19 protein-coding genes are annotated in these 22358 nt (G+C 66.2%); 7 read left to right on the forward strand and 12 right to left on the reverse strand.

The annotated features are described in order from the left end of the window. Positions 1–466: 466 nt before the first annotated feature. Positions 467–1963, forward strand: coding sequence for a chromosomal replication initiator protein DnaA (dnaA, locus tag SJY41_RS02240; RefSeq protein WP_380778687.1), 1497 nt, complete (start codon positions 467–469; stop codon positions 1961–1963). A gap of 233 nt (positions 1964–2196) precedes the next feature. Here dnaA and trpS read toward each other — a convergent pair whose 3' ends face one another. From trpS to secB, 3 genes are read right to left on the reverse strand one after another with little or no spacing between them, the layout of a single operon-like run. Continuing rightward, positions 2197–3204, reverse strand: a complete 1008-nt coding sequence (trpS, locus tag SJY41_RS02245; RefSeq protein WP_380778689.1) for a tryptophan--tRNA ligase — start codon at positions 3202–3204, stop codon at positions 2197–2199. An 8-nt stretch (positions 3205–3212) separates the two neighbouring features. Further along, entirely contained in the window at positions 3213–4778 is a 1566-nt protein-coding gene (murJ, locus tag SJY41_RS02250; protein WP_380778692.1) for a murein biosynthesis integral membrane protein MurJ, read from the reverse strand. 25 nt (positions 4779–4803) lie between these two features. Further along, a complete protein-coding gene (secB, locus tag SJY41_RS02255) occupies positions 4804–5328 on the reverse strand; it encodes a protein-export chaperone SecB (protein WP_380778695.1) in 525 nt (174 codons plus the stop codon). A gap of 184 nt (positions 5329–5512) precedes the next feature. On the opposite strand from secB, the gene SJY41_RS02260 reads away from it, so the two are divergent. From SJY41_RS02260 to SJY41_RS02270, 3 genes are read left to right on the forward strand one after another with little or no spacing between them, the layout of a single operon-like run. Then, entirely contained in the window at positions 5513–6157 is a 645-nt protein-coding gene (locus SJY41_RS02260) for a Tim44/TimA family putative adaptor protein (protein ID WP_380778697.1), read from the forward strand. After that, positions 6157–7503, forward strand: coding sequence for a murein transglycosylase A (locus SJY41_RS02265; RefSeq protein ID WP_380778699.1), 1347 nt, complete (start codon positions 6157–6159; stop codon positions 7501–7503). Before SJY41_RS02260 ends, SJY41_RS02265 begins: the two co-directional genes overlap by 1 nt. Continuing rightward, positions 7478–8122, forward strand: a complete 645-nt coding sequence (locus SJY41_RS02270) for a Smr/MutS family protein (RefSeq protein WP_380778701.1) — start codon at positions 7478–7480, stop codon at positions 8120–8122. The genes SJY41_RS02265 and SJY41_RS02270 overlap by 26 nt, the downstream gene beginning before the upstream one ends. Before the next feature lie 52 nt (positions 8123–8174). Here the strand turns inward: SJY41_RS02270 and SJY41_RS02275 are convergent, their stop codons facing one another. From SJY41_RS02275 to SJY41_RS02300, 6 genes are all read right to left on the reverse strand, one after another. After that, positions 8175–9587, reverse strand: a complete 1413-nt coding sequence (locus SJY41_RS02275; protein WP_380778703.1) for an efflux transporter outer membrane subunit — start codon at positions 9585–9587, stop codon at positions 8175–8177. Between the two features lie 10 nt (positions 9588–9597). Further along, a complete protein-coding gene (locus SJY41_RS02280; protein ID WP_380778704.1) occupies positions 9598–12777 on the reverse strand; it encodes an efflux RND transporter permease subunit in 3180 nt (1059 codons plus the stop codon). 134 nt (positions 12778–12911) lie between these two features. Continuing rightward, the gene (locus tag SJY41_RS02285; RefSeq protein WP_380778706.1) at positions 12912–14189 is read right to left on the reverse strand and encodes an efflux RND transporter periplasmic adaptor subunit; all 1278 of its coding nucleotides are present in this window, start codon (positions 14187–14189) and stop codon (positions 12912–12914) included. Then, positions 14186–14584, reverse strand: coding sequence for a hypothetical protein (locus tag SJY41_RS02290; protein ID WP_380778708.1), 399 nt, complete (start codon positions 14582–14584; stop codon positions 14186–14188). The genes SJY41_RS02285 and SJY41_RS02290 overlap by 4 nt, the downstream gene beginning before the upstream one ends. A 352-nt stretch (positions 14585–14936) precedes the next feature. Further along, entirely contained in the window at positions 14937–15551 is a 615-nt protein-coding gene (locus SJY41_RS02295; protein ID WP_380778710.1) for a TetR/AcrR family transcriptional regulator, read from the reverse strand. 64 nt (positions 15552–15615) lie between these two features. Beyond that, positions 15616–16917 carry a UDP-glucose dehydrogenase family protein gene (locus SJY41_RS02300; RefSeq protein ID WP_380778712.1) on the reverse strand — a complete coding sequence of 434 codons (1302 nt, stop codon included), beginning with the start codon at positions 16915–16917 and terminating at the stop codon, positions 15616–15618. A 161-nt stretch (positions 16918–17078) separates the two neighbouring features. Between SJY41_RS02300 and SJY41_RS02305 the strand changes: the two genes are divergently transcribed. Continuing rightward, positions 17079–17579, forward strand: coding sequence for a hypothetical protein (locus SJY41_RS02305; RefSeq protein WP_380778714.1), 501 nt, complete (start codon positions 17079–17081; stop codon positions 17577–17579). A gap of 73 nt (positions 17580–17652) precedes the next feature. Further along, entirely contained in the window at positions 17653–18099 is a 447-nt protein-coding gene (locus SJY41_RS02310) for a phasin family protein (RefSeq protein WP_380778716.1), read from the forward strand. Positions 18100–18216: 117 nt separating this feature from the next. On the opposite strand, the gene SJY41_RS02315 is transcribed toward SJY41_RS02310, so the two are convergent. After that, positions 18217–19215, reverse strand: a complete 999-nt coding sequence (locus tag SJY41_RS02315; protein WP_380778718.1) for an anion permease — start codon at positions 19213–19215, stop codon at positions 18217–18219. A 162-nt stretch (positions 19216–19377) separates the two neighbouring features. Next, the gene (locus SJY41_RS02320; RefSeq protein WP_380784036.1) at positions 19378–20496 is read right to left on the reverse strand and encodes a DUF47 family protein; all 1119 of its coding nucleotides are present in this window, start codon (positions 20494–20496) and stop codon (positions 19378–19380) included. A gap of 209 nt (positions 20497–20705) precedes the next feature. Here SJY41_RS02320 and SJY41_RS02325 point away from each other — a divergent pair, with 209 nt between their 5' ends. After that, on the forward strand, positions 20706–20870 hold the full coding sequence (locus SJY41_RS02325) for a hypothetical protein (RefSeq protein WP_380778720.1): 165 nt from the start codon (positions 20706–20708) through the stop codon (positions 20868–20870). A 121-nt stretch (positions 20871–20991) separates the two neighbouring features. Here SJY41_RS02325 and SJY41_RS02330 read toward each other — a convergent pair whose 3' ends face one another. Continuing rightward, positions 20992–22317, reverse strand: a complete 1326-nt coding sequence (locus SJY41_RS02330) for an MFS transporter (protein WP_380778722.1) — start codon at positions 22315–22317, stop codon at positions 20992–20994. Between the last annotated feature and the right edge of the window lie 41 nt (positions 22318–22358).

Below are 22358 nucleotides of genomic sequence, written 5' to 3' on the forward strand. Positions count from 1 at the left end.
GAGTGTCATAGTCGATCGTCAGTATCGAAGCGGATTGCCCGCCGGTTCATTCCGGCGGGTTTTTTGCGTCTGCGAACGGAACCTGCCGGGTCCCAGTAAAACCTTAGGATTCCCCGCGATTCGAGTGGCCCGAAGTCAAGGCACGGAATGGTCCAAATCGCAAAAAATGCGTAAACACAGCAACTTATAAAAATATCGACGCATTTCCGGGGCTTGGTCAAGTCAACCCGCTTTATTTCGGAAATGTGACGTGTGCGGCCCTTGCTCCTCGCGCCGATCGCTTCATAACTGACCGCACAGCGACGGCGGATCACAGCGGTGAATCACCGGCGCTTCATGATAGGGCGAAGATGCCGGACGACCGTTTTACGGCGTCCTGGGGATCATTTTCTGTCGGGACTATATCACCAGCGCGAGTGTCGCGCGGGGCCGGAGAAGTGTGCGCGTGGCGAAGTGGCAGGGATCGATGACGCAGACGAGCGAGGCCGAAAAGGCCTGGGCCCGCGTGCGTACGTCCTTGCGCGAATCCGCCGGTGCGCGGTTGTTCGAGCAGTGGTTGAAGCCGATCGAGCTGATCCCGGGCGAGGACCCCGAATCGATCCGTTTGGCGCTGCCGTCGGCATTCATGACCAACTGGGTGCGCAATCATTATGCGGACCGGCTGGCGCTCGAATTCAAGCAGATCCTGCCGCACGTCCGCACCGTCCAGATCGAGACCCGGGCGCCGGCGCGCGCGTCTGTGGTGCTTGCGATCGAGCCTGTGCGTGCACCCGTGCCTGCGCCCGTGATCGCTGCGCCCGTCGCAGATCCGGTCGCCACCGAATCGAAGCCGGCAGCCGAGCCTGCGCAAGTCGCGATGAAGTTCGGTGTCGATCCGTCGTTGAAGCCGGCTCCGGCGGCGCCCGTTGCTGCACCGGTGGTGATGGGCACGCCTGCAGAGCGCCCGCCGCTCGACCCCCGTTACACCTTCGCGCGGTTTGTCGTCGATCCGTCCAACAAGGTCGCGTTCAACGCGGCCAGGGTGCTTGCCGAGCCGGGCCCCGTGCGGTTCAGCCCATTATTCCTCCACAGCGGCACGGGGCAGGGCAAGACCCACCTCATGCATGCGATCGGCCACGCATTCCTCGAACATAATCCGAACGCGGTCGTGCTGTGCATGTCCGCCGAGCGGTTCATGTACGATTTCGTCGCGTCGATGCGCGCGCGCGACACGCATGCGTTCAAGCAGCGGCTGCGCGGTGCCGACCTGCTGTTGATCGACGATCTCCAGTTCATCGCCGGCAAGGACGCGACGCAGGAAGAATTCTTCCACACCGTCAACGAGATCATGGCGGCGGGCAAGCGGCTGGTGATCTCCGCCGATCGCTGCCCACAGGCGCTGGAAGGCGTCGAGGCGCGGATCGTCAGCCGCATGTCGGTGGGGCTCGTCGCGGACATCAAGGCACCGGACCTGGTGCTGCGGCGGACGATCCTCGACCGCAAGCTGGTCGACCTGCCCGACATGCGCGTGCCGACCGACGTGCTCGACCTGCTGGCGAGCCGCATCCATGCGAACATCCGCGAGCTGGAAGGCGCGCTGAACCGCGTCGTCGCCTATGCGCAGCTAACTGGCGACACGATCGACCTCGACTTTGCGGTGGCGACGCTCGGCGAAGTGCTGCGCGGCGCGCAGAAGCGCGTGACGATCGACGAGATCCAGAAGCTCGTATCGGCGCATTTCGAGCTGAAGCCGCTCGACCTGATCTCCGCACGGCGTGCCCGGGCCGTGGCACGGCCGCGGCAGATCGCGATGTATCTGGCAAAGCGGCTGACGACGCGGTCGCTGCCCGAGATCGGGCGGAAGTTCGGCGGGCGCGATCACTCGACGGTGATCCATGCGGTGCGCAAGATCGAGGAACTGCGAGATTCCGACCGCGACATCGATGCGGCGGTGCGCGTGTTGATGCGCGAGCTGGAAGGCTAGCCAGCTCTTCCTTCATTGTTCTCCCGCGAAGGCGGGAGCCCAGTTCAGGCCCTCGAACATATTGCGCTGGCAGTGTTCGCCGCTGAGCAACCTCGCCAAGATCGTCATCCCAGCGAAAGCTGGGATCTCCCCGTGTGGCAGATGTCGCGTGCAACGAGAGAGACCCCAGCTTTCGCTGGGGTGACGATCTTTGGTTGAGTGCCGATCAAGCGGCCGCGGTGGCCGTCAGAACGTCAGACCTGCAACCCCATCGCGTCCTGCGTCGCCTTCAACACCGGCGCCGCCAGCGCACGCGCCTTCTCCGCCCCGGCCTGCAACACCGCCGTCACCGCGCTGCGGTCGTCGAGCAACCGGACCATCTCGTCACGGATCGGTCCGAGCTTCGCAACCGCCAGATCCGCCAGCGCGGGCTTGAACGCGCCGAAGCCCTTGCCGCCAAACTCGCCGAGCACGGTCGCCACGTCACTGTCCGCCAGCGCCGCGTAGATCGTCAGCAGGTTCCGCGCCTCGGCCCGATCGCCGAGCTCCTCGACGCTCGCCGGCAACACGTCAGGATCGGTCTTCGCCTTGCGGAACTTGTCGGCGATGGTGTCGTCGCTGTCGATCAGCTTTACCACTGACTGCTCGGACGGGTTCGACTTCGACATCTTCGCCGACGCATCGCGCAAGGACATGATCCGCGGTGCCGCCTTGCTGATCAGCGGCGCCGGCAGCGTGAACAGGTCCACCTCGTAGTCGCCGTTGAACTTGGTCGCGATGTCGCGCGCGAGTTCGAGATGCTGCTTCTGGTCCTCGCCGACCGGCACGTGCGTCGCGTTGTAGAGCAGCACGTCGGCGGCCATCAGCACCGGATAGTCGTACAGCCCGACGCTCGCGCCTTCGCGGTTCTTGCCCGCCTTGTCCTTGAACTGCGTCATCCGGTTGAGCCAGCCCACGCGCGCGACCGTGTTGAGCAGCCACGCCATCTCGCTATGCGCCGGCACCCGCGCTTGGTTGAACAGGATCGACCTGGCCGGATCGATGCCGGCCGCGATCATCGTCGCCGCGACCTCGATCGTGTGCGACGCGAGCTCGGCAGGCGCGATCCATTCGGTGGGTGCGTGAAGATCGGCGATGAAGAACATCGACTCGCCACCTTGCGCCGCGACGTCGTCCTGCAGCGTCACCCACTGCTTCACCGCGCCGAGGTAATTGCCGAGATGGAGATTACCGGTGGGCTTGATGCCGGAGACGACGCGCATAGTGAAACCTATCTGGAACGACGCAGAAGCGTGGAGATGTCGCCCAACCGGAACGCGCCGGTGAGCAATGTCGCGATCGCATAGACCACGCCGCCGGTCGTAACCAGCACCAGCATCGCGCCCCAGCGTTGTATGCTGGTGCCGGTCACGAAGGGCTGGAACAGGTCGTTCAGGAAATACATCACGACACCCATGATGAGCGCGGCGACCAGCAGCCGCCAGGTTCGCCGGCGAAGGCGCGCGTCCGCGACGAAATGTCCCCGTCGGGCGAGCGTGCGGTACAGCATCGCGACGTTGACGGTGCTCGCGATCGCGGTGGCGAGCGGTGGCCCCATGTGACCGAGCGGCTTGATGAAGGCGAGGTTGAGGACGAGGTTCACGACCATCGACATCGTCGCATAGCGGACCGGCGTCTTCGTGTCGGAACGCGCGTAATAGCCGGGCGTGAGGACCTTAACGAGGATGTACGACGGCAGGCCGATCGAGAAGGCAGCGAGCGCCTGCGCGGTCAGCACGCTGTCGTCGAGCGCGAACTTGCCGTGCTGGAACAGCGCGCCGACGATCGGGACGCCGCACACGATCAGCGCGACGGTTGCGGGCAGCGTCAGGAACAGCGCGAGCTCCATGCCGCGGTTCTGCGTCGCCATCGCCTCGGCATCCTCGCCGCGTCCGAGCTGGCGCGAGATGGTGGGAAGCAGGACGGTGCCCAGACCGATGCCGATCAGGCCCAATGGCAGCTGGTTCAGACGGTCGGCAAAATAGATGTAGGAAACCGAGCCCGCTGGGAGCAGCGCGGCGGCGAGCGCGGTCGAGACGACCAGGTTGATCTGCACGGCGCCGGCCCCGGCCGCCGCGGGCCAGATCAGCGACATGAGCTTCTTCACGTCGGGATTAAGCTGAGGACGCTTCAGCCGGAGCTTTACCCCGGATGCGCGACACGCCCAGATAAGCCATCCGAGCTGCAACGCCCCCGACACCGTCACCGCGATCGCCTGGTTGCGCGCGGTCAGCAGCGGCTGGTGTTCGTGGAACAGCAGCAGCGCCGCGATCAGTGTGGCGTTCAGCAGGATCGGCGCGGCGGCATTGATCCAGAACTTGTGCAGCGAATTGAGGATGCCACCGAGCAGCGACACGAGGCTGATCAGCAGCAGATAGGGCAGCGTGATCCGCGAGAGGTGGACGACATAGTCGAACCGCTCCGCGCTCGCGCCGTTGAACCCGAAGGTCAGCAGCCACGTCATCGGCCACGCCGCGAGTTCGAAGATCGCGGTCATCAGGATCAGCGTCGGCAGCAGCACCGACAGCGCGTCCTCGGCGAACGCGATCCCGTCAGGCAGCCCGCGGCCGTCCTTGTCGCCGACCTTCCGATTGAACATCGGAATGAACGCAGCGGAGAAGGCGCCCTCCGCGAAGAGGGCGCGGAACATGTTGGGGAGGCGGAACGCGATCAGGAACGCGTCCGACGCGAACCCGGCGCCAACGAACCGCGCGAACAGCGAGTCGCGCACCAAACCCAGGATGCGGCTGGCGAGCGTCAGCCCGCCGACCGATCCCAGCGCCTTGGCAAGGTTCATCTATTCCGCCCCCCGCTTCCTTCGATCAAGCCTGGCCGAAATCGCCGACGTTCGGCTGGATGCCCTGCTGCTCGGACTGCTGAAGGTACAGCTGCGAGAAGTCGATCGGCTCGAGCAGCAGCGGCGGGAAGCCACCGTCACGCACCGCATCCGACAGCACGCGGCGTGCGAACGGGAACAGCAGGCGCGGCGCCTCGCCCAGCAGGAACGGCTGGACATGCTCGGCCGGAATGTTGCGGAGGCCGAAGAGCCCGGCGTAGGAGAGGTCGACGATGAACGCGACCTGGCCGTCGGTCTCGGCGCGGACGTCGATCTTCAGCACGACTTCGTGAACCTCGTCGCCGACCTGCGCCGCGCCGATATTGAACTGCACGTCGATCGCCGGCGGAGTCTGGTTCTGGTAGACGGCGGGGGCATTCGGGTTCTCGAACGACAGATCCTTGACGTATTGCGAGATCAGGCCGGCAGCGGGAACCGTGTCCTCTCCGTTCGCGATAGCCTGGTCGCCAAACTGGCCGGGGGCAGTCACGCCGTTGTCCTGGTCATCCATTCGTCTTGTCCTTGAAGATATACGTAAGGGGAAGATTAGCGCAAAGAGGGGACCGAAGCGGAACGCTCGCGCGTTCTGGTTGGTCGAGGCGGTGCGATTAGCAGTGCCGACGGGGCGTTTCAACGGGCGCGGGTTTGAATAAGCGCAGCTTTGGCCTATGTTAGCCCGAAGATCGGAGGCACGGTTGTTTTACGTAGTTCTTCTCGCGATGGTGGCAGGCTTTCTCGCCATGCGCCTGTACAGCGTGCTCGGTAAGCGGACCGGGCATGAGCAGCCGCTGCCGCGCGCGGCCGAAGACCGACCTGCGCTTGCCGTCGTTCCGCGAACGGTCGACGCCGTTGCCGAACCGCGCGAGGTCGCCAACCGCAACATCGAGCCTCAGGCGGAGGCAGGTCTCCGCGCCATCGTCGCAGGCGAGCCCGGCTTCGACGTTGGCCGCTTCCTCGAAGGCTCGCAGGCTGCGTACCGCATGATCCTGGAAGCCTTTTGGAAGGGTGACGAGGACGCGCTTGCCGATCTTGCCAGCGACGACGTCCGTGCCGCTTTCGTCGAAGCGATCGAAGCCCGCCGCGTGGCCGGTGAAGTGCTCGACAACCGCCTCGTGTCGATCGAGCGCGCGATCATCGCAGATGCGAGCGTCTCGGGCCGCGATGCGCGGATTACCGTGCGTTTCGATGCGGACATCGCCGCCGTTACCCGCGATGCAGAGGGCAACGTCCTCGCCGGTTCGCTGACCGATGCGGTCGAGACGCACGACGTCTGGACGTTCGCCCGGACGCTCAAGAGCAGCGATCCGAACTGGAAGCTTGCGGACACTGACGAAGCCTGATGCGGGGTTTCAGGGGGGCAGGGCTTGGCGGCGTAGGGCTTGCGCTGCTGTTGAGCGCATGTGTCGGTGGCGTCGAGCCGCCACGTAGCAGTCCGGCACCGGTCGATCGCGATACTCGTCCCGACGAGCCGGTTCGCGTACATCCTTCGCGTGATACCGGCGCGTCGCCGAACATTCGCGGTATTCAGGCGCCCGCCCGGATCGTCGGCGCGGTGCCTTTGCTACCGGCGCCGGTGGTGCTCCCGGTCGAGCCATCGAACGCGGCAGCGGCTGGGGTGACGCCGGGACCGTCGCTTGCGGGTCTGCCGATCGACGACGCGCAGGCCCAGGCGGCGCTCGCGGCGTTCGTGACGAGTTGCCCTTCGCTGGTCCGACGGACCGACACGTCGGGCCTGACCCGCGGTACGGATTGGCAGCCGGCGTGCACGGCGGCGGCGTCGACTGATCGCCGGGATGCACGTACGTTCTTCGCACAATGGTTCGAAACGGCGCAGATCGGCGACGGCAAGGCCTTCGCGACTGGCTATTACGAGCCGGAAATCGCCGGTTCGCTGGATCGTCGCGACGGATATGCGCCGATCTATGGACGGCCGAGCGACCTGATCGACGTCGATCTCGGCGCGTTCTCGACCGCGCTCAAGGGCAAGAAAGTGCGCGGGCGGGTCGATCGCAGCAACCTCGTGCCGTATTACGATCGGACCGCGATCGAGCAGGGTGCGCTGTCGGGCAAGGCACCGATCCTCGCCTGGGCACGCGACCCGATCGAGCTGTTCTTCCTCCAGATCCAGGGTTCGGGGCGGCTGCGGCTGCCCGATGGCGAGATCCTGCGGATTGGCTACGCAACGCAGAACGGCCGTGACTATACCGGTATCGGCGCACTGATGAAGTCGCGCGGCTTGCTGCAGCCGGGCCAGACCTCGATGCAGGGCATCGTCGCCTGGCTCCACGCGCATCCGGCCGAGGGGCAGGCGATCATGCGCGAGAACAAGAGCTTCGTGTTCTTCCGCGAGCTGGAGGGGGCTCCGTTGGGCGCACTGGGGTTGCCGGTCACCGGCCAGGTCAGCGCAGCGGCGGACGTCAAGTTCGTGCCGCTCGGCGCGCCCGTCTTCCTGTCGCTCGATCGCCAGGACGCGAGCGGGCTATGGGTGGCGCAGGATACCGGCGGCGCGATCGAGGGGAGCAATCGCTTCGACACCTTCTGGGGTGCGGGTGCTGCGGCCGAGGCAACCGCCGGCGGCATGGCCGGGCGCGGTACCGCGTATCTGCTGCTGCCGATTGGCACCGTGGCTCGCCTGAACAGCCAAGCGAGTGGGGCGCGATATGGCGGGCCGTCCGCTCAACCCTGAAGAGGCGCAGCTCTGGGCGCGCGTGATGGCGAGCGTCCGGCCGATGCGCGCGGTCGCCGTGCGCATTCCCGAGCGTGCCCCGCCGCTACCCTCTCCGGCCAAGCCGGTGATCGGTCCCAATGGCAAGATCGTGCCGCCGCCGCCTGCACCGATGGGGCGGGTCAAGCCGATCGTGCGCAACGTGGTCACGCCGTTCGCAAGCCGGCCTGGCGCGAAGCCGCCGGTAGCGTCGCGCCCGGTCGCCAAGCAGATCACCGCGAATACGCTCGACGGCGGCTGGGACAAGAAGCTCGTGCGCGGCGCGGTGATCCCCGACAGCTCGATCGATCTGCACGGCCACACGCTGGCCTCCGCGCATACGATGCTCGACATTGGGCTGGGGCGAGCGATCGCGCGTGGTGACCGGGTGCTCCTGCTGGTGACGGGCAAGCCGCCGCGTCCCGAGAGCGAGCGGCCGCACGCCCGCGGCGCGATCCGGTCGGCAGTGACCGACTGGCTGGCCGGGTCACGCCACGCGGACGCCATTGCCGCTGTACGAGGCGCGCATCCACGGCATGGCGGGCTGGGTGCGCTGTACATCGTCCTGCGGCGCGGGCGGGAGCCGGCTCAGGGCTACTAGCTCCCGCCGCTAAGCCGGCGGAAGCAGTTTGGAACGCGTGCGGCTCGCTGGCCTAAGTTGCAGACCGGGCAGGTGTCTGCCAGCCGCCGCCCAACGCACGGAACAGGTCAACTTGCGCGCCGGCGATGCGGGCGTCCGCCGCCGCGAGGTCCGTGTCCGTGTCCGCGAGCGTCCGCTCCGCATCGAGGACGTCGAGGAAGTCGATCTGGCCTTCGCGCTGGCGGGCACGGGTGATGCGGGCGGCGGTGGCGGCGTTGTCATGGGCGGACTGCAACTGCGTGCGGCGATCGAGTTCGCGGGCATAGTTCGACAGCGCGGTCTCGGTTTCCTCGAGCGCGGTGAGGACGCTGCCGTCGAAATTGGCGAGTGCGCCGCGCGAGTCCGCCTCCGCGCCGGCGATCCGCGCGCGCGCGGCCGACTGGTTGAGCGACCAGTTCAGGAGTGGTCCTAGCAACCAGCGGATCGGGCCGCCGGTAAAGATGTCGCCGACGCTGAGCGCGGTCGAGCCGATCGATCCGCCAAGCGAGATCTGCGGGTAAAGCTGCGAGGTCTGGACCCCGATCCGCGCGGTCGCCGCCGCGAGGCGACGTTCGGCGGCGTGGACGTCGGGGCGACGGGCGAGCAGCGCCGCGCCGTCGCCGATCGGGATCGGCTGGTCGAGACGCGGCGTGGTGGTTCGCGCGCCGGCGCTGGCGGGCAGGTCCTGCGGCGTGCGCCCTGTAAGCGTGGCCAGACGGAACAGCGCCGCCTGACGCTCGGCCTCGATCTGCGGGATGTTAGCGGCGCGCTGATCACGCAGGGCTGCGATCCGGACCTGGTCGAGGCGGGCTGCGCGACCGGCGTCGACGCGCTTGCCCGTCAGCGTATTCGACTTGTCGAGCAGGTCTACGATGCGCCGCGCGACCGCAAGACGTTCGGCGGACGAGGCTGCATCGACATAGGCGCGCGTTGTTGCCGCGACGATCGAGACCCGGACGGCGTCCGCATCGGCCTGCGCCGCGCCGACGTCACCGCGGGCAGCTTCGACGTTGCGGCGGACTCTGCCGGCGAGATCGACTTCGTAGCTGACGTCGAGCCCTACATCGTAGGTGGCGCGTTCACGATCGAGGCCGGGCAGGTTCTGGAGTTGCGAGGTGCGCGCGTAATTGCCGCTCGCGCCCGCGTTTACCTGTGGCTCGCGATCCGTCTTCGCGCCGCGCAACGACGCGCGGGCGCTGTCTAGGCGGGCCACGGCGACACGGAGGTCGGTGTTGGCCGCCAACGCATCCGCGACGAGGCCGTCGAGGACCGGGTCGCGGTACATCCGCCACCAGTCGTTGTCGGGCGCCGTCGTGACGGTGGCGGCGTTGGCAGTGACGAACGACGCCGCCGCCTTGGGTGGGGTGATCGGCGCGACATAGTCGGGGCCGGCGGCGCACGCGGCGAGCGTCAGCGCCGAGAGGCTCGCGAGGAGGGCGGACTTCATGATGCTGGTCCTATTCGGCTGGCTGGAGCGTCGGGGCGGGTGCAGCAGGACGGCGGCGTTCGAACCGCAGCGCCAGCGCCCGTGCGACGACATAGAAGGTGGGGGTGAAGAGCAGCCCGAACCCGGTCACGCCGATCATCCCGAAGAACACTGCGGTCCCAAGCGCCTGGCGGAGTTCCGCACCGGCACCGGTCGCGATCACCAGCGGCACCGCGCCGAGGATGAACGCGAAGCTCGTCATCAGGATCGGCCGCAACCGGTCCTTCGCCGCGCGTACCGCGGCCTCGACCGGGGTGAGCCCGTCCTGTTCCTCGGCCTGCTTGGCGAACTCGACCACGAGGATCGCGTTCTTCGCGGCGAGCGCAATCAGCACGACCAGGCCGATCTGCGTGAGGACGTTGTTGTCCATACCCCGCAGGTTCACGCCGGTCATCGCGGCCAACAGGCACATCGGCACGATCAGGATGATCGCGAGCGGCAACGTCAGGCTCTCGTACTGCGCGGCGAGGACGAGGAAGACGAACACCACCGCCATGCCGAAGACGAGCGCGGCGGTGCTGCCGGCGGCCTTTTGCTGGTAGGCGATGCCGGTCCATTCATGCGCATAGCCCGCGGGCAGCGACGCATCGGCGAGCTTTTCCATCGCGACCAGCGACTGGCCCGAGGAATAGCCCTTGGCGGTGTCGCCATCGACCTCGACCGCGGGGAAGAGGTTGTAGCGGACGACGCGGTACGGGCCGGTCTTGTCCTTGAAGGTCGAGACCGAGCCGACCGGGACCATCTGACCCGAGTTGGAGCGCGTCTTGAGGTTGGCGATGTCCGCGGTGGTGTTGCGGAACGGTGCGTCGGCCTGCGCCGTGACGCGGTAGGTGCGGCCGAGCAGGTTGAAGTCGTTGACGAACGCCGAACCAAGATAGACCTGCAACGCCTCGAACACGCGCTCCGGGGGGACGCCCAAGAGGTTGGCCTTGGCGCGGTCGACGTCGGCGAAGATGCGCGGCGTGGCGGTGTCGAAGAACGTGTAGATCTGGGCGAGACCCTTGGTCTGGTTCGCCTGGCCGATCAGCGCGTAACTCGTCTTGCCGAGGTCGGCGTATCCGTGGCCGCCCTGGTCCTGCACCATCAGGCGGTAGCCGCCTGCCGAGCCGATACCCTGGATGAGCGGCGGAGGGACGATCAGCAGGCGCGCTTCGGTGATGTCGCCAGTCGCCTTCTGCGATTCCGCCATGATGCTCGCGAGCGTGACGCCGAGCTTCTTGCGTTCCTCGAAGCTTTTCAGCGGAATGTAGGCGGCGGCCGAGTTGGGGGCGAGCGTCTGCGAGGGGCCGTCGAAGCCCGCGAGCATGACCGCGCCCTTGACTCCGGCGAGCGGCAGGATGCGTTTCGCGACCTTCTGCATGACGGCATCGGTGCGCTCGACCGACGAGCCGGGCGGGAGCTGGATGACGGTCAGGAAGTAGCCTTGGTCCTGTGCTGGCACGAAGCCCGACGGAGTGACCATGAACACGCCGACCGTGACCGCGATCAGCGCGGCATAGGCGACCATCATCCGCTTCGGCGCGGTGACGAGACGCGCAGTGAGGCGGGCATAGCTGTTGCCCATCCGCTCGAACCCGCGATTGAAGGCATCGCCGGCGCGGCGCACGGTGCGGGTCAGGCGGTTGCCCGAGCCTGCGGGCGCGGTCGGCTTGAGCAGCATCGCGGCGAGCGCCGGCGACAGCGTCAGTGAGATCAGTAGCGAGATGATCGTCGCGGTCGAGATCGTCACCGCGAACTGGCGGTAGAACGCGCCGGACAGGCCGGTGAGGAACACGGTCGGGATGAACACCGCGCACAGCACGAGCACGATCGCGACCAGCGCGCCCGACACTTCGTCCATCGACGTACGCGCCGCCTCCAACGGGGAGAGCCCGTGCTCGAGGTTGCGCTCGACATTCTCCACCACGACGATCGCGTCATCGACGACGATGCCGATCGCGAGGACGAGGCCGAACAGCGACAGGTTGTTGAGGCTGTACCCGGCGGCGGCGAGCACCGCGAAGGTGCCGATCAGCGAGACCGGGATCGCCACGATCGGGATGATCGCCGCGCGCCATTTCTGCAGGAAGACGAGGATCACCAGTACCACGAGGATCATCGCCTCGAAGAGCGTGTGCTTCACCGCGTCGATCGACTGCGCGATGAACTCGGTCGGGTTGTAGATGACCTTGTATTCGAGGCCCTTGGGGAAGCGCTTCGACATGCTCTCCATCTCGGCGGTGACGGCTTGCGCCGCGCCGAGTGCGTTCGAGCCGGGACGCTGGAAGACCGCGGCGATGACCGTGGGCTTGCCGCTGAGATAGGTATTCGCGCCGTAATCCTGCGCGCCGAGTTCGACGCGGGCGACGTCCGAAACGCGGACCTGGCGGCCTTGCGCATCGGTGCGGATGACGACGTCGGCGAACTGCTTGGGATCGGTCAGGCGGCCCTGCGTCTCGACGTTGAGCTGGAACGCGCTGTTGCCCTTGTCATAGGGCGGCTGGCCGAGCGTACCCGCGGCGACCTGGACGTTCTGCGCACGCAACGCCGCGACGATCTCGCCGGCGGTGAGGTCGAGCGCGGCGGCGCGACCGGGGTCGATCCAGACGCGCATCGAGTAATCGCGCGCGCCGAACAGCTGCACGTCGCCGACGCCGTCGATCCGGCTGAGGCGATCGCGGACCTGGGTCAGCGCGTAGTTGGAGATATAGCCGCGATCGAGCGAGTTGTCGGGCGAAACGAGGTTCACGACCATCAGGAAGTCGGGCGACGTTTTCCGCGTCACCACACCGAGGCGCTGGACGTCCTCGGGCAGGCGCGGGACGGCGACCGCGACGCGGTTCTGGACGAGCACCTGCGCGGCGTCGAGGTTGGTGCCGATCTTGAAGGTGACGGTGATCGTGACCTTGCCGTCGCCGGTCGATTGCGACGACTGGTACAGCATGTTGTCGACGCCGTTGATCTCCTGCTCGATCGGTGCGGCGACGGTCTCGGCAACCGTCTCGGCGGACGCGCCGGGATAGGTCGCGCTGACCGTGACGGTGGGGGGGACGATGTCGGGATATTGCGACACCGGCAGCGTCATGTAGGCGATCGCACCGACGATCGTGATGATCACCGCGATCACGCCTGCGAAGATCGGCCGGGTGATGAAGAAGCGCGAGAAGCGCATGGGAATTTCCTCGGTAGAGGGGCGCGCAGCACCAACCGTTCCCCGGCGCAGGCCGGGGCCCAGTTGGGCGAACAGCAGTGATTAGTTCGAAACGCTATGCCACCTGGGCCCCGGCCTTCGCCGGGGAACGGTGGTTACTTCGCGAGCGTGGCTTCACCCGAGATGGGCTGGACCGACGACGGCGCACTCGTACCCGAGGCCACCACGATCCGGCCGGCCTTCGGCGCGACGGTCGCACCGGGCATCGCCATCTGCGTGCCCGAAATGATGATCCGGTCGTTAGGCCCGATCCCCGAGCGCACGATGCGGAGACCATCGACCACCGGACCAAGCTCGACCGGCTTCTGGCTCACGACGTTCTTCGCATCGATCGTCAGCAGAACCTTCCGCGCCTGATCGGTCTGTACCGCATCGTCGGGAACCAGCAGCGCCTGCCGTGTCCCTGCACTTGCAAGGCGCATGTTGCCGAACATCCCCGGCGTCAGGAAATAGCCCGGGTTGGCGAGCACCGCGCGACCGCGGATCGTGCCCGAACGCTGGTCGAGACCGTTGTCGGTGAAGTCGAGCTTGCCCTTCCAGCGATGCTCGGTCTCGTCCTGCAACTGGATCTCGACCGCTGCCGGTGTCGCACCGGGCTGCCGGGCGCGCTGCGTCTTGAGGTACAGCGCCTCGGAGCCGTCGAACGTGAAGTAGATCGGGTCGAGCGCGTTGATCGTCGTCAGCACCGTACCGCCGGTGCCTTCGCCGCCCGCGACCTGATTGCCCGCATCGACGCGGCGATCGGAGATGCGACCGCCGATCGGGGCGCGAACCTGCGTAAAGCCGACGTCGAGTGCGCGGGCGCGTTCGCGTGCCTGGGCTGCGGCGAGCGCGGCCTGCGCCGCTTCGAGCTTGCCGCGAAGGGCGTCGACCTCGCCGGCGGAGACTGCTTCGTCGGCGACCAGGCGTTGTGCGCGGCCAAGGTCAGTGCGGGCCAGCGACAAGGCGCTCTTGGCGCTGGCAACGTTGGCATGCGCCTCAGCAAGGGCAGCCGCGAACGGGCGGGAGTCGATCGTGAAGAGCAGCTGCCCCTTGCTGACGATCTCACCGTCGCGGAAGTGAATGCCGGTGACTTCGCCAGCGACGCGCGGACGGATCTCGACCGTGCGGCTCGGTGCGAAGCGGCCGACATAATCGTCCCACTCACTGACCTGTCGCACCAGTGGCGAGGCGACCGTGACGGCGGCGGGCGGGGGCGCCGCCATCGCCGCATCGGGATGATCGAACAGCTTCACGCCGACCGCACCGAGCAGTGCGATCGGCACGAGCACCATCGCGCCGCGCTGCCAGGCTGGCCGTCGATGACGGTCCGTGGGCGGCGAAGACGCGACGTCGGCGTCGTTCGCGGCCGTGATCGTGGTAAGTTGGTTCACGCTGCGATGCTCCGCTTCTGCTGGATGCCGACGCGCATGCCGGTCACGCTCTCGACGAGCGTTTCGATCTGTGCCTCGACGAAGCCGGCGGCGAGGAAGCCCTGGATCTCGGCCATCGGCAGCGCGAACCCGCGACGCCATGCGTACACGGCCATCCGCCGCAGCGCCTCGAGCCGGGGGTCGGCGAGCCGCGATGCGGTGCTGAGCCCGAACAGGCTGCCCATCGCCCGCGACATGCGGCTCGGGCCGGACAGGCTGCGCAACGTATCGCGCTTGGCGAGCGCGATGACGCTCCATTCCAGCGCCGAAAAGCCGGTCGGGGCAGGGGCTGCCGCCGTCTGCGTGCGGCTGGTGACGGGCGAAGCGAACATGTTGTCGAGGTCGAGATAAGCCATGGGATTGTCCCCCTTTTTGATCTTGGGCAAGCGCCGGCCTTCGTTGGTGGACGGTCCACCGACGTCGGCTGGTCGCAAGGCGCGCGCGGTCGTTGCCAGCATATCGTCATGCCGCGCCTGCCCGCTTGAATGTCGTGAGTTCGGTCGGCCGAGGCCGTCCGGTCTTAGGTTGTCACCGTGGTCATGGGTTGCTGTCCCCGGTTGCCTCATCCGAAACAGGAGGAAGCTTCGATACCAGTCGGTATATAAACCTGGGGTTCATCTAGTCAACAGACTTTTGTACCGCCCGGTATTTTTTATCGTGAGCGTAACGAACCGTGACTTTTTTGTCGGCCTGAGCGCCGCAGTCAGATTATTTGGTGGGCCAAACCGATAGGCTGGTCTCGACCAGCTGATTCAGCTCGATGCAGGTCGCGCCGGATCCCGCCTGGATCGACAGCCCCTGCATGATCGCGAACAGGTACCGCATCAGCGCATGCGACTCGAGGCCATCGGGGAACTCGCCCGCCGCCTTGGCCTCGTCGAACCGCTTCATCAAAGCGGCTTCGGACGACGCGCGACGCTTGGCGACCTCGGCCTTGATCGGCTCGGCTTCGGCGCTGCACGCAACGCTGCTGATGACGCTCAGGCACCCCTTGGGATCGCAGGTGCTCATCTGCATCTGCAGCGCACCGCGCAGCAGCCTTTCCGCTACGGCCCGCGCGGTCGGCGCATCGAGCGCCGAGGTCATATACGCCAGCTTTTCGCGCTCGTAGAGGTCAAGCGCCTTGTGGAAAAGCGCCTCCTTGTTGCCGAACGCCGCATAGAGACTGGGCTTGGTGATCCCCATCTCGGCGGTGAGTTCGGCCATCGACGCGCCTTCATACCCGTTGCGCCAGAACACGCGCAACGCACCCGCCAGCGCTTCGTCGAGATCAAACTCGCGGGGGCGGCCCTTGGGGGCGGTGAGCGTGCAAAGCCTATTCATACCGTTCGGTATATAGTGATGCGGGGCGAAAGGTCCAGCGAGCAGAATGTGTTGGCCCCGGCGATCAACGACCGACCGCCGTGTAAGCGAAGCCGGCCTGTTCGACGTCGGCGCGCTGATACACGTTGCGCAGGTCGACCATGACGGGTCCGGCCATCACGCGCTTCAACCGTGCGAGATCGAGCGCCCGATAGGCATCCCACTCCGTCACGATCACGACCGCGTCGGCACCGTCTGCGGCGTCATAGGCGTCGGAGCAATAAACGAGGTCGGGCATCATCGCCTTGGCCGGTGTCATGCCTTCGGGATCGTGCGTGCGAACCGTCACGCCGGCGTCCGCGAGCGCCGTCGCGATCGCGAGGCTGGGAGCGTCGCGCATGTCGTCGGTGTTCGGCTTGAACGTGAGGCCGAGCAGCGCGACCGTCTTCCCGCGCGGATTGTCACCGAGCGCGTGGAGTACCTTGCGGCCCATCGCGCGCTTGCGGCTGTCGTTCACCTTCACGACGGCTTCGACGATATGGACGGGCGTCTGGTAATCCTCGGCGGTCTTCAGCAGCGCCAGCGTGTCCTTGGGGAAGCACGAGCCGCCGTAACCGGGGCCGGCATGAAGGAATTTCTTGCCGATCCGGTTGTCGAGCCCGATCCCGCGCGAGACGTCCTGCACGTCGGCACCAACCGCTTCGCACAGGTCCGCGATCTCGTTGATGAACGTGATCTTGGTCGCGAGGAACGCGTTGGCCGCGTATTTGATCAGCTCGGACGTGCGGCGGCCCGTGAACAGGATCGGTGATTCGTTGAGATAGAGGGGACGGTAGACATCGCGCATGACCTGCTTCGCGCGCTCGTTATCGGTGCCGATGACGATCCGGTCGGGCCGCTTGAAGTCGCCGATGGCGGCCCCCTCGCGCAGGAACTCGGGGTTTGAAACGACCTCGACGTCGACGTCCGCGCGCTTTTCGCGGAAGATAGCTTCCACGCGGTCGCCGGTGCCGACCGGGACGGTCGACTTGGTCACGACGACGGTCGGCCCGGTTACCGCGGCGGCGATCTCTTCGGTCGCGGCAAACACATAGCTGAGATCGGCATGGCCATCCCCGCGGCGCGACGGCGTCCCGACGGCGATGAAGATCGCGTCCGCGCCGGCGACTGCGCTAGCGAGATCGGCGGTGAAGGTCAGTCGGCCGGCGGCGACGTTCGACGCGACCAACTGGTCGAGGCCGGGTTCGAAGATCGGCATGCGACCGGCAAGCAGCGCGTCGATCTTCGACTGATCCTTGTCGACGCAGATCACGTCGTGGCCGAAGTCCGAAAAACAGGCGCCGGATACCAGGCCGACATAGCCCGAACCGATCATCGTGATACGCATGGAGTTTCCCCGTAAAAGCCGCGCGACCTATCGGCAGTAATGCGCGTCGGTGCAAGCTGGAGAAGGGTGCTCGGTGTCGTTCGCGCCAGCCGGTCCGGCGCTTTCGACGGTAGGCAACTTACCACATTGCGCGCATCATGCGGTCGAGACTGGAGGCGGATATGCGTGTGACGATGATGGGCTGGGCTTTGGTGGCGCTGACGACGTTGGCGGCTGCGGATCGGGTCGATGCGGGACAGGCGGCCGCTCCGCCGTGCCCGGCTATCGTCTCGGCCGAATTTGCGGGGTGGAGCAAGCCGGTTTCGGTCGCGCCGGGCGGGATGCTTGCGATCGGCGCGGTCAAGAGACTCGCGCTCAAGCCGTCCGGAGGGGTTTCGTTCGAGGTCGCGCCCGCAAAAAGGCCCGCTACGGATACGTTTTCCGGCGTCGTCCGGTTCAACGTTGCGAAGGCTGCGACATACCGCGTGGCGCTTGCCGGGCCGGCGTGGGTCGATGTCGTCCAGGGCGGCAAGGTGCTGACCTCTCTCGCGCACGCGCATGGGCCGGCGTGTTCACCAGTGAAGAAGATGGTCGACTTCATGTTGCCGGCGGGGCGCTACGCCCTGCAGCTATCGGGTGCGAAGACGTCCGATCTGGCCGTGTCGATCACGATGATCCGCTGACCGGGGCGGCTGCAACCAAAGCCGGGCATGCCGGTTGAAACCACGACCGATAGCGCAACAGAGGAGCCAGACGATGGCAGACGACTTCAAGCAGGCAGTCGATGACGGTGCGAACGCGAGCAAGACAGCCACGGACCGCGCGGCGGATGCGGCCAAGGGCGCGGCGGACACGATGCGCGAGAATGCCGAGAAGGTCCGCGACGCATTCTCCGAGAAAGTCGTCGATCCGGCGAAGCGGGCGGGGGCGGCAATGAAGGAGTCCGGTGAGAAGATCGCGGAAGGCGGTGCGACGATCGGCAAGGCGATGATCGACCAGGCCGAACAGAACGCACGCGAGGCGTTCGCGGCGATGCGCGAGGCGGCAAGCGCGAAGGACCTGACGCAGGTGATGAAGATCCAGGGCGACTATCTGCGCGAGCAAAGCCAGCGCAGCATGGGCCAAGCGCGCGAGATCGGCGAACTCATCATGAAGTTCGGCAAGGATGCAGTGGCACCGCTGCGCGGCGGCGGCACTGAATAATCTACCTGACCGTGCGTTGCTTTAGCCCGTGGTGGAGCGGCGTACGGACGAGCAAGAACGCCGCCGCTCCGTGTCTATGACGGAGCCGGCGGCGGTCGGCCTTACCGATATTTGCGGTTAGACGAACAAGCCGACGAGCAGGTACGTGCCTGCACCGATCAGGCCCGCTGCGGGCAATGTCAGGGTCCATGCGACGACGATGTTGCTGGCAACGTTCCAGCGAACGGCAGACAATCTCCGCGCGGCGCCGACGCCGACGATCGAGCCCGTGATGGTATGCGTCGACGATACCGGGATACCCCAGAACGTCGCGGCGAATAGCGTGATCGCGCCGCCGGTCTCTGCGCAGAAGCCCTGCGCCGGGGTGAGGCGGGTGATCTTCGAGCCCATCGTGTGGACGATCCGCCAGCCGCCCGACAACGTCCCCAGTGCCATCGCCGCCTGGCAGGACAGGACGACCCATAAAGGAACGTGGAAGCTGCCACCGATCAACCCCTGCGAGTACAGGAGCACGGCGATGATCCCCATCGTCTTCTGCGCGTCGTTGCCGCCGTGGCCGAGCGAATACATCGCCGCCGAAATCAGCTGGAGTTTGCGGAACCGCTTGTCGACCCCGAGCGGGGTAAGCTTGAGACTGGTCCAGGCCACCGCGAGCACCAGCACCAGCGCGAGCATCAGGCCGATCGCGGGTGAGGCGAAGATCGCGACGACGGTCTTGATCACGCCGCTCCACACGATCGCGCCGAACCCGACCTTGGCGATGCCGGCACCCAGGAGCCCGCCGATTAGCGCATGGCTGCTGCTGGACGGGATGCCGAGCACCCAGGTGATGACGTTCCACGCGATCGCGCCGATCAGCGCGGCGAAGATCACCTGCGCATCGATGACGTGCGCCTGGACGATCCCGGTGCCGACGGTCTGTGCGACGTGGAGCCCGAACACCGCGAATGCGATGAAGTTGAAAAATGCTGCCCAGAGCACGGCATATTGCGGCTTGAGGACGCGCGTCGACACGACGGTCGCGATCGAGTTCGCTGCGTCGTGGAGGCCGTTCAGGAAGTCGAACAGCAGCGCGATGCCGATCAGGCCGATGAGGAGGGGGAGGGAGAGGATCATGCGCGGCCGCCTTCACCCGAACATAGACCCGACCCAGCCTGTTCTCCCGCGAAGGCGGGAGCCAAGGATACCAATAGGCGTCGTGGGTGGGATTCCTGGGCCCCCGCGTTCGCGAGGGAACAGCAAGGGCGTGCGCGATCCGCTACACGCCCGCGAAACACATCAAGCATGGTCGATGACCAGCCCCTGGATCTCGTTCGCGACGTCTTCGAAGCGGTCGACGATCTTCTCGAGGCTGCTGTAGATTTCGCGATTGATGATGAAGGTCATCGGGTCCGCGCTGATCTTCGATGCCTGGAACAGCGCGCGCAGGCCGGTGTCGTGGATATCGTCGGCATGACCCTCGATCTGGATCAGTCGGGCGGTCAGATCGTGCAACCGGCCAGCGTTGGTGCCGAGCGAGCGGAGCAGGGGGATCGCCTCTGCCGTAATCCGTGCTGCCTCGACGATGATGCCCGCCATATCGCGCATCTCGGGCGAAAATTCGGTCACCTCGTACAGGGCGATCGCGTTCGCCGTACCGTTCATCTGGTCGATCGCATCGTCCATGACACCGATCAGATCGGTGATCGCGCTGCGGTCGAACGGAGTCACGAACACCCGGCGGACGTCCTGAAGAACCTCGCGCGTGATATCGTCGGCCTCGTGCTCGCGCTTGACGATCTCGGCGATCTGACCCTCGATCGAGCCCTCGCCGTGCAGCAGTCGCGCAAGCGCATCGGCGCCGGCGACCAGAGTCGCGGCATGCGCGTCGAACAGTTCAAAGAACCGCCCCTGCTTCGGCATCAACGACTGGAACCAGCCCAGCATCGGAATTCTCCTTTTTGCGCTCTTGCGCACGACGGGTAAGATACGTTGCGCGAACGACGCCTGGATCGGCGGCTCGCGGAAAGCGGCGATCAGCGCCTTCAGGCCGGGCTCATTGACAGCCTCTGCCGCGCGATCAAGCGTAAACCAGCGGGTGTCGCGCTGTTCCCGCTCGGGCCAGTCGTCCAGTTGCTCGACGAAGGCGAGCGGAAACACGGTGACGACCATGTCGCGATAGCGGCCGGTGCGCCGGCGTTTTCGGTAGGCAAACTGGCCGACCGGGGCGGGGCAGGGGATGCCGCGGATGCCGGCTTCCTCATAAGCCTCCTGCGCGGCGGCCTCATGGCTCGCAAGTCCGACGATCGGATTGCCCTTGGGAATCACCCACCTACCGGTATCGCGCGAGGTGATCAGCATCACGCGCGCGTGTCCGGCTTCGTCGATCACATACGGAAGCGCGCCGATCTGCTGGATTGTCAGGATCCTCTGGCACCGCAGAATCGCGGGCGATGACGGCAGCTTATACCTGGTCTTTGCGCAAAGACAGTGGTTCGGCGACGTCGCCGGACGCCGATGCCGGGCGCCGTTACCGGCGCCCCAAATCTGTCCCATTCCCGGACGCGGCCAGCTTAACCACTTTTGCGACTGGTCGATCTGGTAAACGCGGCGTTAACGTTTGCAACATGACCAGACGCCTAGTCCTTACCAACGAAGCCGCCCGCCATCCGCTGCGCCGTTCGTTGCCGCCGCCCGTAGTCGCAGTCGCCAAGAACGACGACCAGGACATGAAGCTGTTCGCACTCAGCTTTGCCGCGTTCTTCACCTGTTTCTACAGCTTCATCTTCTAAAGCGAACGATCCTCCTCGCCCTGGAATCCGGCGCAGCCTGACGGACGGGAGATCGGCAACCATGCCTGCTTCACGTCCTCGCTTTCATCTCCTTCGGCGATACCTAATCCCGGCGAGGATCCTAGTGTCGCAACGTCGGCAGGCATCCGTCAGCATCGTCGTCGCACGCGCGGTGCAGCTTCTGCGCCAGCCATGCCGAGACCAGGCACATTGCCGCGACCAGGAACAGCATGTCCTCCGGCGTCACGCCCATCGCGGTGATGCCGATGACGAGGATCGATCCGATCGTCATCGCGCCCGAATTGACGACGTTGTTCGCCGCCACCGTGCGGGCGGTCTGGTCCTTCTCCACGGTCGTCGTCAGAAACGCATAGAGCGGGACGACGAACATGCCACCGGTGATCGCGATCGCCAGCAGGGTCGCCAGCACGGGAATCGCGCCCGGCTGGTGGATGAACCCGGCCCAGTCATAATAGTGTCCCGCCGGCGCCGGCGTCCAGTTTCGTGCCAGGAACGAGAACAACACGACGAAGCCGCCCATCGCTATCACCGATGCCGGCGAGAACTTCGCCGAGATGCGCCCTCGCAGCATCGAATTGATCACCACCGACCCGATGGCCACGCCGACCGAGAACACCGCGATCACGAAGCTGGCCACGCGCTCGTCAGCCGTCAGCACGTTCTTCACCAGCGGCGGGAAGACGATGATCAGTACCGCCCCGATCGTCCAGAAGAAGCTGATCGCGACGATCGCAAGGAAGAGTCGCGGGATGTGCAGCGTCGCGCTGATCAGCCGCCACGATGCGGTGAACGGGTTGTAGTCGAGCTTGAGGGGCGGACCTTCGCGGGGCGCCGGCGGAACCTGTCGTCCCGCGAACCAGCCGATCGCGGCGACGACCAGCACGCTGGCGGCGGCGCCCTCGATCGGGATCCAGCCCGCGGTCACGGTGCCGAGCAGGATCGCGAGATAGGTGCCTGCTTCGACCAGTCCGGTGCCGCCGAGCACGTCGCAGGGCGACAGGTGCTGCGGCAGGATCGCGTATTTGATCGGGCCGAAGAACGTCGAATGGACGCCGAGGCACAGCACCGCACCGAGCATCAGGCCAATTCCCAGCGACGGATGTCCGAACCGTGCGACCATCAGTCCGCTCGCGCCGAGCAGCATGATGCCGATCTCGACCGTCTTCACGATCCGGATGATCCGCGCCTTGTCGTGGCTGTCCGCCAACTGCCCGGCCAGCGCGGAGAGCAGGAAGAACGGCAGGATGCCGAGCCCCGTCGCCAACGCGTTGAAATTCGCCTCCATCTTCGGGTCGTTGAAGACCGCGTAGGTGGCGAACAGGACCATCGAGGTCTTGAACAGATTGTCGTTGAACGCGCCGAGAAACTGCGTCGTGAACAGGGGCAGGAAGCGACGTTGCTTCAGCAACCCAAGGGCATTGAGCATGACGGGAAATAGCCCTGATCGTTGCGATAATACCGCCAAGC

The organism is Sphingomonas sp. R86520 (assembly GCF_042466285.1).
In the GTDB taxonomy this organism is placed as follows: domain Bacteria; phylum Pseudomonadota; class Alphaproteobacteria; order Sphingomonadales; family Sphingomonadaceae; genus Sphingomonas.

Excerpts from the sequence above, each read along its gene's own strand:
- dnaA (WP_380778687.1), top strand. The coding sequence starts at position 467 with ATGACGCAGACGAGCGAGGCCGAAAAGGCCTGGGCCCGCGTGCGTACG.
- murJ (WP_380778692.1), bottom strand. The coding sequence starts at position 4,778 with ATGAACCTTGCCAAGGCGCTGGGATCGGTCGGCGGGCTGACGCTCGCC.
- SJY41_RS02265 (WP_380778699.1), top strand. The coding sequence starts at position 6,157 with ATGCGGGGTTTCAGGGGGGCAGGGCTTGGCGGCGTAGGGCTTGCGCTG.
- SJY41_RS02330 (WP_380778722.1), bottom strand. The coding sequence starts at position 22,317 with ATGCTCAATGCCCTTGGGTTGCTGAAGCAACGTCGCTTCCTGCCCCTG.
- SJY41_RS02275 (WP_380778703.1), bottom strand. The coding sequence starts at position 9,587 with ATGAAGTCCGCCCTCCTCGCGAGCCTCTCGGCGCTGACGCTCGCCGCG.
- SJY41_RS02325 (WP_380778720.1), top strand. The coding sequence starts at position 20,706 with ATGACCAGACGCCTAGTCCTTACCAACGAAGCCGCCCGCCATCCGCTG.
- SJY41_RS02295 (WP_380778710.1), bottom strand. The coding sequence starts at position 15,551 with ATGAATAGGCTTTGCACGCTCACCGCCCCCAAGGGCCGCCCCCGCGAG.
- secB (WP_380778695.1), bottom strand. The coding sequence starts at position 5,328 with ATGGATGACCAGGACAACGGCGTGACTGCCCCCGGCCAGTTTGGCGAC.
- SJY41_RS02300 (WP_380778712.1), bottom strand. The coding sequence starts at position 16,917 with ATGCGTATCACGATGATCGGTTCGGGCTATGTCGGCCTGGTATCCGGC.
- trpS (WP_380778689.1), bottom strand. The coding sequence starts at position 3,204 with ATGCGCGTCGTCTCCGGCATCAAGCCCACCGGTAATCTCCATCTCGGC.
- SJY41_RS02310 (WP_380778716.1), top strand. The coding sequence starts at position 17,653 with ATGGCAGACGACTTCAAGCAGGCAGTCGATGACGGTGCGAACGCGAGC.
- SJY41_RS02315 (WP_380778718.1), bottom strand. The coding sequence starts at position 19,215 with ATGATCCTCTCCCTCCCCCTCCTCATCGGCCTGATCGGCATCGCGCTG.
- SJY41_RS02280 (WP_380778704.1), bottom strand. The coding sequence starts at position 12,777 with ATGCGCTTCTCGCGCTTCTTCATCACCCGGCCGATCTTCGCAGGCGTG.
- SJY41_RS02270 (WP_380778701.1), top strand. The coding sequence starts at position 7,478 with ATGGCGGGCCGTCCGCTCAACCCTGAAGAGGCGCAGCTCTGGGCGCGC.
- SJY41_RS02305 (WP_380778714.1), top strand. The coding sequence starts at position 17,079 with ATGCGTGTGACGATGATGGGCTGGGCTTTGGTGGCGCTGACGACGTTG.
- SJY41_RS02290 (WP_380778708.1), bottom strand. The coding sequence starts at position 14,584 with ATGGCTTATCTCGACCTCGACAACATGTTCGCTTCGCCCGTCACCAGC.